The sequence below is a fragment of the Corallococcus sp. BB11-1 genome (assembly GCF_026626625.1).
Classification (GTDB): Bacteria; Myxococcota; Myxococcia; order Myxococcales; family Myxococcaceae; genus Corallococcus; species Corallococcus soli.
This window is the reverse complement of sequence record NZ_JAPNJY010000039.1, coordinates 173,758-187,499: the sequence shown is the minus strand read 5'-3', so window position 1 is coordinate 187,499 and position 13,742 is coordinate 173,758. Positions and strand designations below refer to the sequence as shown.

Sequence of the window (13,742 nt, the reverse complement as noted above, 5' to 3'; positions counted from 1 at the left end):
GAGCGATATGGGCCGGCACCCGGGGCGTTGAATGGCCCCGGAAGCGGTTCGAGCAGGAGGTCGCGGATGCGTTCGGGAATCGTGCTGTCGCTGGTGCTGCTGGGGTTGGCCGTGGGATGCGCGGGGCGTCAGGAGCTGGAGACCCCGGACTATGAGGCGGTCTACGACGCGCCCCTGGAGGAGATGTGGCCGTCGGTGCGCGAGTACTTCAAGGACGCGAACCTGCCGTTCCGCGAGGACCCGGGCAGCCGGGTGCTGGAGACGGACTGGAAGCAGGAGTTCGGCGGCTCGAAGATTTCGGGCTACTGGCACCGCTACCTCGTCATGGGCAAGCGGGAGACGCCCACGAAGAGCAAGCTGTGGATCATCCGCGTCACGAAGAGCGTGAACAAGACGCTCATGCAGCCGGGCCGGCAGCTCGACTGGGGTATCAACCGCGGCATGTTCACCGGCGGGCCCGGCACCGGGGAGGCGAACGACCGCGTCAGCATCGAGGATGACGAGGACCGGTTCAGCATGCCGCAAGGGGAGAACGGCTTCTATGTGGACTCCGCCCAGGGCCACCGGGACATGCACATGGAGTGGCGGGTGTTCCGTGGCATCGCGCCCCACCTGGAGAAGAAGGCGCCCGTCTCCGCCGCGCAGAAGGTGGCCCGGGCCTCCGACGCGAAGTCGGCCGCGGCCGGCTTCACCGAGTGCGGCCAGGAGATCATCGGCCTGAAGCCCCGCGCGAAGGCGGGTGGGGTGATGCTGCTGGGCGAACTGCACGGCACGCAAGAGGTGCCGCGCTTCATCGCGCAGGCGGTCTGCCAGCTCACCACGTCGGGCACGCCGGTGTCGCTGGGGCTGGAGCTGCCGGTGGAGAACGAGGCGCGCATCACCGCCTTCGTGAAGAGCGCGGGCACGGAGGAGGACTGGCTCAAGCTGATGGAGGCCCCCTTCTGGCGCAGCCCGTACCCGGACGGGCGCGGCAGCGAGGCGGTGGCGAACATGCTGGAGCAGCTGCGGCAGTTGCGCGCGCGCGGGCTGGACGTGGAGGCCTTCGTCTATGACCACCCGAAGCTGTCGGGCCAGAAGCGCGAGGACGCGCTCACGGCGACGGTGCTCTCGCACGTGAAGACGGGGCCCACGCGCTTCCACCTGGTGGTGAGCGGCAACATCCACCCGCGCACGGCGCAGGGGCTGCCCTGGGACAAGGAGTACCAACCGATGGGCCGGTTGCTGAAGGCGCAGCTCAAGAGCGTCATGGCCCTGGACATGGCGTACAACAGCGGGTCGGCGTGGATCTGCGCGGCGGATCAGCGGGCCGGCAAGCTGGACTGCGGCGTGAAGGAGACGAAGGGGAAGGACAACGGGGACCGCTTCTTCGTGCACGTCTGGGACTCGCCCAACAAGGACGGCTACCACGGGGTGTTCTACGTGGGGCGGGTGAGCGCGTCGGAGCCGGCCATCGAGAAGGGGCTGGGCCGGCCGGGCGCGAATGACAATTCGGCGGCCCCGGCGGCGGTGGACGTGGACCCGGTGGTCTCCACGGGACGCTGACGTCACGGCCAGGCTGGCATCGCGGCGCGGGCGGTGGCATGCAGGTGGCCTGACTGGAGGCCATCCCATGAGCGACACGCTGCCCGCGCTGCGGGCCACCCTGGCGGAACTGGTGGCGCTGGACACCACGTCCTCGCGCCCCAACGCGCCCCTCATCGACTACGCCCAGGCGCGGCTGGAGGCCGCGGGCTTCACCGCCGAGCGCCAGCACTACACCGACGACGCGGGCGTGGCGAAGGTGAACCTGGTCGCGCGCAAGGGGGACGCGGACCGGGCGGCGCTGGCGCTGGTGGGCCACTCCGACTGCGTGCCCTACGACGCGGCCTGGACGGACGCGCTGCGCCTCACCGAGCGCGACGGCAGGCTGTACGGTCGTGGCGCGTGTGACACCAAGGGCTTCATCGCCTGCGCGCTGCACGCGGCCACGCGCCGGGATCTACCGGCGCTGGAGTCCCCGCTGCTCGTCATCCTCACCGCCGACGAAGAGGTCGGCCTCGTGGGCGCGAAGAAGCTGGTGGCGGCGGGCCTGGGCCGCGCGCGGCACGCCATCGTGGGCGAGCCCACGCGCCTCATCCCGGTGCGCGCCAACAAGGGCTACTGCCTGGCGGAGGTGGAGGTGCTGGGCAAGGAAGGCCACAGCGCGTACCCGGAGCTGGGCGCGTCCGCCATCTTCCGCGCCGGCCGCTTCCTGCAACGGCTGGAGACGCTGGCGAACACCGTGCTGCGCGAGGACCGCGACGAGGGCTTCCAGCCGCCCTTCACCACGGTGAACGTGGGCCTCATCCAGGGCGGCAAGGCGAAGAACGTCCTGCCCGGCGCCTGCCGCTTCACCGTGGAGTGGCGCCCCATCCCCGGCCAGTCCACCGAGCGCGTCCCGGAGCTGCTGGAGCACATCCGCCAGGAGCTCACGCGCGACGAGCCTGCCTACGAAGCGCGCATCCAGGTGCTGCGCATGGACCGGGGTGTCCACACGCGCGGGGACGCGGACGTGGTGCGCTTCCTGGAGGAGGTCAGCGGCAACGCGTCCGAAACGGTGTCCTTCGGCACGGAGGCCCCGCAGCTCACGGAGCTGGGCGCGGAGGCCGTGGTGTTCGGCCCTGGCGACATCCGCGTCGCGCACCAGACGGGGGAGTTCGTCCCCATGGAGGACCTGGTGCGCTGCGAGGACGCCCTGACGCGCGCGGTGGCCCGCTTCTGCTCGCCGCGCTGAAGCGTCAGTGCCGGGGCAGCGCGCAGGTGCCCAGGTCGCGCAGCATCTTGTGCGCCTCCGCCAGCATCGCGTGCCCCTTCGCCTCCGGGGGCAGCCGGGCGATGAGCTTCATGTCCGGCGTGAGCCGGTAGTAGCCCTTGGAGCGCTGCACCAGGGCGGCCACCTTCGCGCCGTCCAGCAGCGCGTCCGAGCCCAGCGCCATCGACAGGCGGTTGGGGCCGCCCTCCAGCGCGCGCAGCCGCAGCTCGCGCATGTCGATCTTCAGGAGCGTCACCTCGGAGAGGGCGTCCACCTCGTCGGGGGCCTCGCCGTAGCGGTCCACCAGCTCCGCGCGCAGGTCCGTGACTTCGTCCGGGTGGCCCGCCTGGCTGAAGCGCTTGTAGAACACCAGCCGCTGGTGCACGTCCGCCACGTAGTCGTCGGGGATGAGCGCCGGCATGGGCAGGTTGATGTCCGGCTCCACGTGCACCCTGGGCGGCTGGCCCTGCAGCTCCGCCACCGCCTCCTCCATCAGCTGCGCGTACAGGTCGAAGCCGATTTCGGCGATGGCGCCCGACTGCTTCTCGCCCAGCAGGTTGCCCGCGCCGCGGATCTCCAGGTCATGGCTGGCGATGGAGAAGCCCGCGCCCAGCTCGGTGAAGTTCTGGAGCACCTCCAGGCGGCGCTGCGCGTCCTTCGTCACCGGACGGCGGGTGGGCACCAGCAGGTACGCGTACGCGCGCTCCTTGCTGCGGCCCACGCGCCCGCGCAGCTGGTAGAGCTGCGCGAGCCCGAACTGATCCGCGCGGTCGACGATCATCGTGTTGGCGCTGGAGATGTCGATGCCGCTCTCGATGATGCTGGTGCACAGCAGCACCTGGTACTTGTGCTCGGTGAAGGCCAGCATCACCTTCTCCAGCTGCCCTTCGGGCATCTGTCCGTGCGCCACGCCGAGGGTGACGTGGGGCAGCAGCTTGCGCAGATCCCTCTCCATGGAGGCCAGCGACTCCACGCGGTTGTGCACGAAGAAGACCTGTCCGCCGCGGGCGATTTCGCGCTCCACGGCCTCCTTGATGAGGCCTTCGTCGTACTTCATCACGAAGGTGCGGATGGCCCGCCGGTCCTGCGGCGGCGTGGCGATGATGCTCATGTCGCGCACGCCGGACATGCTCATGTGCAGCGTGCGGGGGATGGGCGTGGCCGTCAGCGTCAGCACGTCCACCTGCGTGCGCAGCCGCTTGAGGGCCTCCTTCTGCTTCACGCCGAAGCGCTGCTCCTCGTCCACGACGAGCAGCCCCAGGTCCTTGAAGGCCACCTCGCCCGCCAGCAGCTTGTGCGTGCCGATGACGATGTCGACCCGGCCCTCCTTGGCGCGCTTGAGGATGTCGCGCACCTCCGGCGGCTTGCGGATGCCGGAGATGACTTCCACCGTGACGGGGTAGTCCTTGAAGCGCTTCTTGAACGAGTGGAAGTGCTGCTGCGCCAGCACCGTGGTGGGCACCAGCACCGCCACCTGCTTGCGATCCAGGGTCGCCTTGAAGGCGGCGCGCATCGCCACCTCCGTCTTGCCGTAGCCCACGTCGCCACAGACGAGCCGGTCCATGGGCTGCGCCTTCTGCATGTCCGCGAGCACGTCCTCGATGGCCTTCGCCTGGTCGGGCGTCTCCTCGAACTCGAAGTCCGCCTCGAACTGGGCGTAGTACCGGTCCGGGGGCTGGAACGCGTAGCCGGGGTGCGCCTTGCGCGCGGCAGCCATCTGGAGCAGCTCCGCCGCCATCTTGAGCAGCTGCTCCTTGACGCGCTTCTTCGTCTTCTCCCAGCTCGTCGTGCCCAGCTTGTCCAGCTGGACCGTGGCCGGGTCGCCGCCGGTGAACTTCTGGATGAGCCGCATGCGGCCCACCGGCAGGTAGATCTTGTCGCGCCCCGCGTACTCCAGGACGAGGAAGTCCCCCGGGACGCCCTGCACCTCCATCTTCGTCAGGCCCGCGTAGCGGCCAATGCCGAAGTCGGTGTGGACGATGAGGTCGCCTTCCTTCAGGTCCTTGAAGCCCGCGGCGAACGCGTCCAGCTTCTTGCTGCGCTTCACGCGGCGGCGGGAGCGGACGCCGAAGATCTCCTCGTCCGCCAGCACCACCAGCCGGCCCTCGGCGTCCACGAAGCCGTGGCTCACCTCGCCGGTGAACAGGTGCGCCCACACCGCGGGCTCATAGAGCTTCGCGGGGTCCCCCATCGGTTCGGTGTGCACCTTCACCATCACCGACCGGTCCAACAGGAGCCGCTTGAGCCGGTCCGCCTGGCTCAGCGTGCCGCACGCCACCGCGCACGCCACGCCGGTGTCGCGCCAGCGTTGCAGCCGCTCCACCAGCGGGGTGAGCGCGCCCTCCTCGCCGTGGTGCGCGAGGATGGCCTCGCGCAGGTCCTGCGTCGTGCCGAAGCTGAAGGCCACCGGGACGTCCGTCTGCGTGAGCGACAGCCCTCCGCCCTCCACCACGCGCAGGGCCTGGAGCTTCGCGGCCACGTCGTCGCGCGACAGGAAGTGGTGCTCCGGCGGGTAGGTGAGGTCCTGCCGCGCGTCGGCCTCTTCCACGCCGCGCGCCAGCTCGCCCCAGAGCTCCTCCAGGGCGCGGTCCAGGCTCACCGGGTCATCCAGGTAGACGACGGGCTCCGGGGCCCAGGCGCGCAGGTAGTCGAACACCGTGACGAGCCCGCCCTCGAAGAAGCCCGGCAGCAGGCCCTCCAGGCCGAAGCCGGGCAGGCCCTCGCGCAGCGCCTCCAGTCGCTCGCGCAGCTTGATGGTGGGCAGGTTGATGCGGTCGGCGACGGCGCGGGCGGCGGCCTCGGCGCGCGGGCGCGTGTCGTCGGTGAGGAGCAGCTCGCGCGCGGGGACCAGGTCCACCGACTTGAGCGCGTCCACCGTGCGCTGCGACTCCGGGTCGAAGACGCGGATGGACTCGATGGTGTCCCCGAAGAACTCCAGGCGCACCGGCCGCTCGTACAGGGGACTGAAGACGTCCAGCAGGCCGCCACGCACGCTGAAGGTGCCCTTGTCCTCCACCAGCGGGCTGTTCTGGTAGCCCATCAGCGACAGCTTGCGCGCCAGCGTGTCGCGGTCGAAGTCCTGGCCCACCTCCACGCGCTGGGCCAGCTGCGCCATCACCGCCAGGGGCAGCACGCGGCGGTGCAGCGCGCGCACGGACAGCACCAGCGCGGGGAAGGGTGTGCCGCGCGCCAGGTGGAACAGCGCGCCCAGCCGCTCCGTGATGGGGCCCGCCTCCGGCGACAGCTCGTCGTACGGCAGGACTTCGTCCGCGGGCAGCCGCAGCACGCGCGGCTCCAGCAGGCTGCCGGTGCCGCCCAGGAAGAAGGCCAGGTCGTGCGCCAGCGCGTCCGCCGCCTCCTCGTCCACGGCCACGCACACCAACGGCGCCTTGAGTGAACGGTGCAGCCGGGCGAGCAGGTGCCCGCGCGCCGCGCCCTTCACCCCCTGCGTGCGCGTGCGGCGCCCGACGTGGAGGGAGGACAGCAGCCGGGCGAAGGCGTCACCGGACGGAGCGGCGCCACCGGGCCACGGCGAGCCATCGGACTTGGGAGGAGGGGAGGTGTCCATGCGTGGGCCCGGGGAGGGCCCTCGTGGCTAATTAGGGTGCTGCCTGCCCCAAATCAACGCCGGATGCTGAACGCCTGTCATGTGGCCATGAAACAGGACGGCCGCTGACCGGGGAGGCGCACCCCACGTCCGGAACCTGGAGGGTCCCGGACATGGAGCAGCCCGTCACCGCGGGGTCACGGCGCCGGCGCCGGCGCCGTGCAGGCCGCCGCCAGCCGCACGTCCTTCTTGGCCTCGACGTTGGTGGTCGCGGACTGCGAGTCGCAATCCATCACGCTGGACAGCCCCGTCAGCGGCTCCACCATCAGCACGCTGGTGGGGCGGTCGGAGGTGAAGCGGAAGCGGATGGATTGGTCCTTGGGCGCCGCGTCGGCGACTGCCTGGGCCGAGCCAAGCGCCCCCTGCAGGCAGTCCATCCGGTTGAACGCCGGCCGGCCAGAGCCGGGCAGGAAGCACAGGTTGTTGATGTCCGTGGCGATCATGGAGGCCGGGATGACGATGTCCGGCCCCGTCTCATCGCAGCAGCCGGGGAAGTCGCGGCACGTCCGGTTCACGCAGGTCGGGCTGGGACAGCTGTCCACGGTCCACTCGTCCGGGTTGTTGAGGTCAGCCCCGCACTTCAACCGCTCCCAGCGGGCCACGGTGTAGCGCCGGCCGTCCGGCTGTTCGACGTCCGGCTCCACCACGATGCGCACGGGCTGGTTGGTGCTGATGGACAGCTGGCGCGCCCGCAGGGCCGAGGACCACAGCTCGCGCGTGGCCGAGGTCTCCCGCTGCCGGTCGATGCCGCCCTGCGTTCCCGCCACCGCCAGGGTGATGAGCACCGCCACCACCGCGACGGCCGTCATCAACTCCAGCAACGTCATGCCCTTCGTGTGCTTCATGGCGTCACCACCACTTCGTCATCATTCTTGGGGGGCGGCCGCAGCATTCCCACCGCCGCGAAGTTGCGCGAGAGGACGCGGAACGTCAGCCGGCGGCGCTTGTAGCCATCCCGCTCGTTCCCCTCTTCATCCTGTCCGCCCAGGTCGGCATCCTGGTTGATGCGGCGGGTGCGGACGACCAGCGTGATCTCCAGCTCACGGACCCGCTGCCGCATGCGCTTGCGCAGCTCCTCGTCGGTGGTCGGAAGCAGAAGGTCCAGACCGTCCGGCCCCTTGATGTCGATGCGACAGGGCCCCGAGTTGAAATCCGCCAGCGTGCACTGGGAGATGTACGGGCGGGCGACGGTATCGTCAGGCAGGTTGGGGTACCAGGTCAGGGCGTTCTGCGGGAACGAAAGGTCGATGATCCCCTCGCGCACGGTCATCCGCTCCACGTCGCGGCTCACCACGGACCAGGTCGCCTGACCGGGGGCGCGTGACTCCAGGGTGGGGATGTTGTCCCTCCAGTTCACCCGGTAGGCCGCGCCACCCAGGCGCAGGGCCAACCAGTTCTCCACGTCCGTCTTCACGCCGGTGGGCTTCCAGAACTCGGCGTCCAAGGCTCCGCTGCATGCGGGGGAGTACGGGACCTCGAGGTCCGGCCCGAGGACCGTGAGCCTCCCCGGGGTCCCGGCCATCACGCCGCTGACCTTCACGGGGCAGGCCACCTTGTTTCCACCGCTGACCAGCACGGCGATGGTCGGCTGCGTGGGGTTCACCATTTCATTGGAGGGATTCGTGGTCGTGCAGAACGTGCTCAGATCGCTGGTGCGGTACCTGCCCACGTCCGGAGCGTCCGCGCACGGGGCCAGGGTGATCATCCCGCTCGTCTCCCCCCAGTAGAGCTGGAGCACGTCCGACGCCAGCGCCGCCGTGGGCGCCGGGGTGAAGCTCGCGTCCGGGCCCAGGGGCGTTTCATTGCCCGTCAGGTCGGGATTGGGCCAGACGGTGATGGCCGAGCGGTCATCCTCGGGAGTGACGCCGAAGGAGATGGGCGTGTTGCCCATGCCCGTGCCCGCCCGCGACAGGTCGGTGGTGAGCAGCTCCTTCACCGCCCGGCCCGTGACCTGCGCCATCATCGTCTGCTCTTCGAAGAGGGCGCGCTTCTGCATCTGCGTGCCCACCATCAGCCCCGTGGTCAACACGATGACCCCCAGGGCGCTGGCGATCATCACTTCCATGAGCGTGAAGCCCCGCTGGTGCATGGATGCGGGGCTCATTGCGCCATCCTCGTCTGGAGGACGACGACCTGCCGGCCTGAGCGGACGCCCGGCTCTTCCCAGCTCACGGACACCCGCACGTTCAGCAGGTTGCCCGCCGTTGCTCCCACCAGCGGGCGGTTCACGGGGGGATTGCCCCACTTGCCGCCCTCCGCGGAGATGGGAGACATGACGTTGTCCACGTCCACGTCCACCCTGTACTCCCTGGCCAGGACCTTGGGGTCCACGGGCGGCGTGTCCCGCAGGAGCCCCTCGGACGTCTGGTAGACCCGGGAGGTGCTGTTGAGCATGTTGGCGCAGTTCACCTGCCCCTGGCATCCCACCGTCAGGATGCTCTCCAGGGTCCGCTCCGCGATGATCTGCGCCTGGTTGGCGGTCAGCGTCCGTCGGTTGGCGAAGCTGGTCTGGCTCACCACGGTCATCGCCGCCGCCACGCCCAGCAGCATGACGGCCATGGTGGCCATGACTTCCAGCAGGGTCACACCCCGTGAGGCACGCTGCATCATCGCGGCAGCCTCCCGTCGGGCAGCGGTTCCCACAGCATGATCTGCGACTTGGGCACTCCGCTGGCCCCTGCCCTGTTGTTCCATTCCTGCTTGCCCTTGATCTGCAGCTTCCCCGTCGCCGTGAGCACGAAGAGGTGCTCGTCGTGGACCACCGGCGCGGAGATGGCGTGGCCTTCCAGTTCGGAGCGGCTCATCACGCCCGTGAGCTGGGTGGCGATGTACGAGGCGCCGTTCTGCGTGGTGCTCAGGTTGCAGATGTCCGCGGCCTTGCCCGCGGCGGTCGCCGCGAAGACGCTGTCGGCGCTGAGCGCGACACCGCCCCAGAGCTTCTCGCCCGGATTCATCTTCTGGACCCACAGGGGCTCCAGCTGCTGGCACGGCTTGTCACCCTCGGGGTTCGGATCCTCGAACGCCATCAGGTGGTACTGGTACGTGGGCGACTGGGGGTTCGGTTCGTCGTAGCCGTCCGTGTACTGGTCCGGGTTGTCGCCGGTGCCGAAGTAGAAGCGCACCACCGAGCCGCTCTCCGTCCGCACGAGCTTCACCGCCAGGTTGGAGTAGAGCTGCTGCAGGTCCAGCTCCGTCTGGTTGGCGCCCGGGTGGTTCTGCAGCGCGGAGGACGCGCGCGCCACCATGCACTTCTGCACCTTGTCGCCCAGCTTCCGGGTCGTGCTCACGTTCTTGAGGTTGACGCGCCAGACGCTGCCGGAGGTGGTGGGCACGTACATGACGTCGTACGTCCCGTCCTGGTCCAGGTCCAGCATCGCGGACTCCGCCGCGATGCCCGAGCCCTTCTCGAAGGTGATGACGCCCGCGTACTTGCCACCCGCGGTGGTGCCGTAGTCGAGCGGCTTTCCCGTCTTCATGTCGAGCAGGAACACCGCGCCCGCGCGCTTGTCGCCCGGCTCGTAGTCGGTGCCCACCGCCGCCACCCAGCGTCGGTCCTGGGCGTTCGCCGAACCCCAGGCCGCCCGGACCACGGAGGGCGCGTGGCGCGAGCCGATGTTGTCCGGCAACAGCACGGTGTTGTCCGCGTTCACCGCGGCGGTGAAGTCGCTCGCCATGGTCAGGTCCTTGAAGCTGAACTCCCACAGGGGCAGCGGATACCAGCTGTCCGTGGGGTTGGTGATGTCCAGCGCGTAGACCACCGGCGTGGTCTTGCCCGTCGCGGAGACGAGCACCGTCTTGGCGCCCCGCTGCTTCTGGGCCGTCGTCGCGGGCTTCCAGTCGTACTTGATGCTGGCGTTCCAGTCGTTGCGGTCACCCAGGTCCACGTTGGCGATGCTGGGCGAGGCGTCCATCTGGGGCCGCGTCAGGGTGCCCGAGTTGCGGAAGCGCACGTACTGGTTGCGGTACTGGCTCAGCAGCAGCTCGGGCATGTAGGCGAACTTCTCCTCGCCGGAGCCGTAAGCGCGGGGAGCGGGAGAGTTCGGGGAGCCACAGCCCGTCGGCTTGAAGAACCCGCGCTGCTGGTCCGCTTCGATGCAGCCGTCATCCAGTGAGTTGCGGAAGTCACCCGTGTCGAAGGCGTGGAGCACGCCGCTCATCGTGCCCACGTAGGCCACGGTCTTGCGCTGCTCCAGGCCCGTCATGAAGTTCTTGCGGTAGAGGTCCCGCTCGGTCGGCTTCGCGTACTGGTACCAGTTGTCCTTGTAGGGAGGGACCGCCAGCGCCACGGTGGACAGGTTGATGCCACCCATGGGCCACGGCCGCCGCGCGTCGGAGGCCTTCTTCTCGTAGCCGTACAGCCAGTCCACCAGGAACTGGCGTTCGGTCCCGGCGCTGCAATTGCCATCGTTGTTCAGGTCGTAGGGATAGCGCCGGTCGATCTCGCTGTACGTGTTGCAGAGGCTGCCCGCGAACAGCTCATTGCCCTTGTCCTTGACCTGCTTGTTGCCGCCGTTGCTGTCCGACATGGTGAACAGCTTGCGGTTGAGCGGATCTCCAATCTGCATGGACAGGGCCATCACGCGGCCCGCCTCCCAGCGCAGGGTCGGATTGGTCAGCGTCGGCTTCTCCGGGTCATAGAGCGACTGGAGGTACAGGCGACCGCGGATGGTGTAGTCCTTGGCGCCGTCGTAGGTGCGGATGCCGGGGAGCGGAAGGCTGCCCGTGGCACCGCTCCAACCCTCGCCCCACTTCTGGCCCGGCGTCTCGTTCACACCCCACACGGCCACGTTGCCCAGGGTGCTGGGGCTGGAGCGCGCGTAGGCGCCGGAGCGCACGGCCTGATAGCCGATGTCCACGTCGTCGATGATGGGGCGGCACTGCTCGTTGGGGCTGCTGATGTCCACCTTCCAGCACAGCTGCGAACCCGTCAGGCCCAGCGCCAGGATGTCGATCTCCACTTCCTGGGAGGGGTACGTCCCGCCCGTGGGGAAGACCACCGGGACCCAGCCCGGCGAGGGGTTGGTCTTGTACTTGCCGTTCTCGTCCAGGACGCGGCAGTCCACCGCGATGGAATAGGTGATGGTGGGCCTGACGCCGCTCGGCGGCGTGCAGGCTCCCGCGGCTTCCTCGGTCCAGCAGGGCTGCCCGTTCCCCGGGCACGCGGTCACGGATTCGCCCGGCTTCTGGACGCGCAGGCTGGAGGCCGGGGGCGGGGTGGCCGTCGATGAGTACGGCGCGACGTCGTCCTGCCGGCGGAAGCGGACCTTGGTGATGGTGAAGTCCGGACCGAGCCTGTCCCCCGTGTCACCCATGACGTCGGAGGTCACGGTGGTGGACTTGGCGCCACCGCCGTTCTCCTTGTTGATCATGAACACGATGTCGTTGAAGTCGCGGTCACCGCCGCCGTTGAGGTCCTCGAAGCCGAGGATCCACCGGAAGGGGTCCGTGGTGGGCGCGCCCACGATGACGTGGGGCATGTAGTTCATGCGGTCCACGGCCTGGCTCAGGTTTCCCGGCTCCGTGCCAGGACGCATGATGGTCACGCCCTCCCGGGGCATGAGCAGGGTGTTGTACGCAGGCGAGGCCAGGCGGTCGAGCGTGTCCTGCTCCAGCCAGCCACAGGCGCGCTTGCCGCCGCTGTTCTCAATGGTACAGGCCGTAGCGTCCGTCGGGGCATTGCAGCTCTCTTCGTAGCTGCAGCCGATGTTGCGCTCCGTCACCTTGTTGTCCGCGGGCGCCTTGAAGTTCTGGTCCAGGTTCCAGGTGGCCTTGGAGAAGAACACGGAGACGGACGTCTGCAGGTGCAGCAGGCACTTGCCGTCCTCGTTGGGGTCGTTCGAGTAGGGCTTGCGCTTGAGGCAGGGGGCGACCGTGTCGTTGTCCGTGTTGTGGCGGACGTCGTAGTAGACGACGGCGAAGAAGACGATCTCCTTGCCACCCTCGACCAGGCCCAGGTTGACCCGGCGGTCCCCGGAGTTGATCCGCGTGTAGTTGTTGTACTCGGGATCCGAGGTCGCGGGGACGGGCAGCTTGAGGCCGCGGAAGTCGTACTGGGAGACGTTGTAGTCCGGGATGCCGTCGTAGGTGTCTTCGACGTCCGCGACGGGGCCCAGGTTGCGGGTGACGGTCCTGTCGCTGTCGTCATCCACGAGCAGGAACACCATTCTTCCGATGCCGTTGTAGCCGTTCTCGGGCGCAGCGGGCTCCAGCAGGTTGGGGATGTGCGGGAACAGGCCGTTGTCGGACGAGGTGTCGTTGCTGCTCCCCACCCAGTCGTTCGCGATGTTGAAGGCGCTGGAGTGCCCGCGGCCCGGGCGTGCGTCCGTGACGTCGTTCTTGCGGACGAAGGTCCTGGCGCACGCGCCCCCCATCGCCAGCTCGGGCTCCATGTACGTCTTGCCGCCGGACGTGAAGGTCTGGTTGCAGCGCCTGGGCAGCTTGCCGACGTACTTGACGGGCAGGACGGTGTCGTTGTCCGGCGTCAGGTTGTAGAGGGCCTCGTGCAGGTCGAGGATGCCGTTGTCGTTCAGGTCGACGAGGTTGCCATTGGCATCCGCGTAGCCCTTGAGCTTCACGTCATCCATGTACATGTAGCCGAGCGAGTGCGAAGCACCGGCGGACTCGTACACGTAGTCGATGGTGACGTTCTGGTCGAACGGGAAGGTGATGTTCTCCGAGTCCAGCTTCTTGAGGTTGGTGTTGAGCTGGAGGCGGTTGTCGTCGCGCAACACGATGGTGTTGTTGCTGACGGTCAGGCCATCCGGGCCCAACTTGAAGGTGCCCTGCTTGTCGTTGGCCAGGTCGTCCTGGCAGAGCAGCTGGGGGCCGGCGACCTGGGCGGTGACGGGCGTGGCGCCCGTCACGAGCAGGGCCGCGAGGGCGTTCTTGAAAAGCGTCCGCATCACTTCTTCCCCTGGTTCGTCGACTGGGACTGCTTCGCCTTCGCTTCGGCTTCCGCCTTCTTGCGCCGCGTCCGCTCCACCACCTGCTGCTCCCGCTGCTGCTTCAGGACCACCCGGCGCGGCGGCTCCGCCGGCACCGTCACGGTGGCCAGGAAGCTCATCAGCGACTCCAGGTCATCCGGGGCCAGCAGCCGGGTGTCGCACGCCGTCTTGGCGTTGAACCGGTGCGGGGACTGCACCCACGCGTGAATCTGCGTCAGGCTCTTCTTGCGGACCACCTGGTCCATGGCGGGTGCCACCGGAGCGCGGATGCCCTTGACGGGCTTCGGGGGCCGGGTGGGGGCTTGGGCCTGGTGGCACTGCGTACAGGCCTTGTTGAAGGCCAGCTCGCCCCGGTCCTGGGCGCTGGCGAGCGCGGGGAGCAGGAGCAGCAAGGGGATCAGGCGTTTCATGGGGGGCTCGC

8 protein-coding genes are annotated in these 13,742 nt (G+C 69.0%); 2 read left to right on the top strand and 6 right to left on the bottom strand.

Annotation, left to right across the window (positions count from 1 at the left end; all coding sequences use genetic code 11):
• Positions 1–66: 66 nt before the first annotated feature.
• Together OV207_RS33320 and argE are read left to right on the top strand one after the other, a co-directional pair.
• A complete protein-coding gene (locus tag OV207_RS33320) occupies positions 67–1,542 on the top strand; it encodes a hypothetical protein (RefSeq protein ID WP_267559148.1) in 1,476 nt (491 codons plus the stop codon).
• 67 nt (positions 1,543–1,609) lie between these two features.
• Positions 1,610–2,752, top strand: coding sequence for an acetylornithine deacetylase (gene argE / locus OV207_RS33315; RefSeq protein ID WP_267559146.1), 1,143 nt, complete (start codon positions 1,610–1,612; stop codon positions 2,750–2,752).
• Positions 2,753–2,756: 4 nt separating this feature from the next.
• On the opposite strand, the gene mfd is transcribed toward argE, so the two are convergent.
• From mfd to OV207_RS33285, 6 genes are all read right to left on the bottom strand, one after another.
• On the bottom strand, positions 2,757–6,338 hold the full coding sequence (mfd, locus tag OV207_RS33310; RefSeq protein WP_267559145.1) for a transcription-repair coupling factor: 3,582 nt from the start codon (positions 6,336–6,338) through the stop codon (positions 2,757–2,759).
• A gap of 176 nt (positions 6,339–6,514) precedes the next feature.
• Entirely contained in the window at positions 6,515–7,222 is a 708-nt protein-coding gene (locus tag OV207_RS33305; RefSeq protein ID WP_267559144.1) for a pilus assembly FimT family protein, read from the bottom strand.
• The gene (locus tag OV207_RS33300) at positions 7,219–8,481 is read right to left on the bottom strand and encodes a PilW family protein (RefSeq protein WP_267559143.1); all 1,263 of its coding nucleotides are present in this window, start codon (positions 8,479–8,481) and stop codon (positions 7,219–7,221) included. Before OV207_RS33300 ends, OV207_RS33305 begins: the two co-directional genes overlap by 4 nt.
• Positions 8,478–8,984 carry a type IV pilus modification PilV family protein gene (locus OV207_RS33295; RefSeq protein ID WP_267559386.1) on the bottom strand — a complete coding sequence of 169 codons (507 nt, stop codon included), beginning with the start codon at positions 8,982–8,984 and terminating at the stop codon, positions 8,478–8,480. The genes OV207_RS33300 and OV207_RS33295 overlap by 4 nt, the downstream gene beginning before the upstream one ends.
• Positions 8,984–13,279 carry a DUF4114 domain-containing protein gene (locus OV207_RS33290; RefSeq protein ID WP_267559142.1) on the bottom strand — a complete coding sequence of 1,432 codons (4,296 nt, stop codon included), beginning with the start codon at positions 13,277–13,279 and terminating at the stop codon, positions 8,984–8,986. Before OV207_RS33290 ends, OV207_RS33295 begins: the two co-directional genes overlap by 1 nt.
• Positions 13,279–13,731, bottom strand: a complete 453-nt coding sequence (locus OV207_RS33285) for a c-type cytochrome (protein ID WP_267559141.1) — start codon at positions 13,729–13,731, stop codon at positions 13,279–13,281. Before OV207_RS33285 ends, OV207_RS33290 begins: the two co-directional genes overlap by 1 nt.
• Between the last annotated feature and the right edge of the window lie 11 nt (positions 13,732–13,742).

What these genes read in the sequence shown, in the direction of transcription:
- OV207_RS33320 (WP_267559148.1), top strand. Translation starts at nt 67, where the DNA reads ATGCGTTCGGGAATCGTGCTGTCGCTGGTGCTGCTGGGGTTGGCCGTG.
- argE (WP_267559146.1), top strand. Translation starts at nt 1,610, where the DNA reads ATGAGCGACACGCTGCCCGCGCTGCGGGCCACCCTGGCGGAACTGGTG.
- mfd (WP_267559145.1), bottom strand. Translation starts at nt 6,338, where the DNA reads ATGGACACCTCCCCTCCTCCCAAGTCCGATGGCTCGCCGTGGCCCGGT.
- OV207_RS33305 (WP_267559144.1), bottom strand. Translation starts at nt 7,222, where the DNA reads ATGAAGCACACGAAGGGCATGACGTTGCTGGAGTTGATGACGGCCGTC.
- OV207_RS33300 (WP_267559143.1), bottom strand. Translation starts at nt 8,481, where the DNA reads ATGAGCCCCGCATCCATGCACCAGCGGGGCTTCACGCTCATGGAAGTG.
- OV207_RS33295 (WP_267559386.1), bottom strand. Translation starts at nt 8,984, where the DNA reads ATGCAGCGTGCCTCACGGGGTGTGACCCTGCTGGAAGTCATGGCCACC.
- OV207_RS33290 (WP_267559142.1), bottom strand. Translation starts at nt 13,279, where the DNA reads ATGCGGACGCTTTTCAAGAACGCCCTCGCGGCCCTGCTCGTGACGGGC.
- OV207_RS33285 (WP_267559141.1), bottom strand. Translation starts at nt 13,731, where the DNA reads ATGAAACGCCTGATCCCCTTGCTGCTCCTGCTCCCCGCGCTCGCCAGC.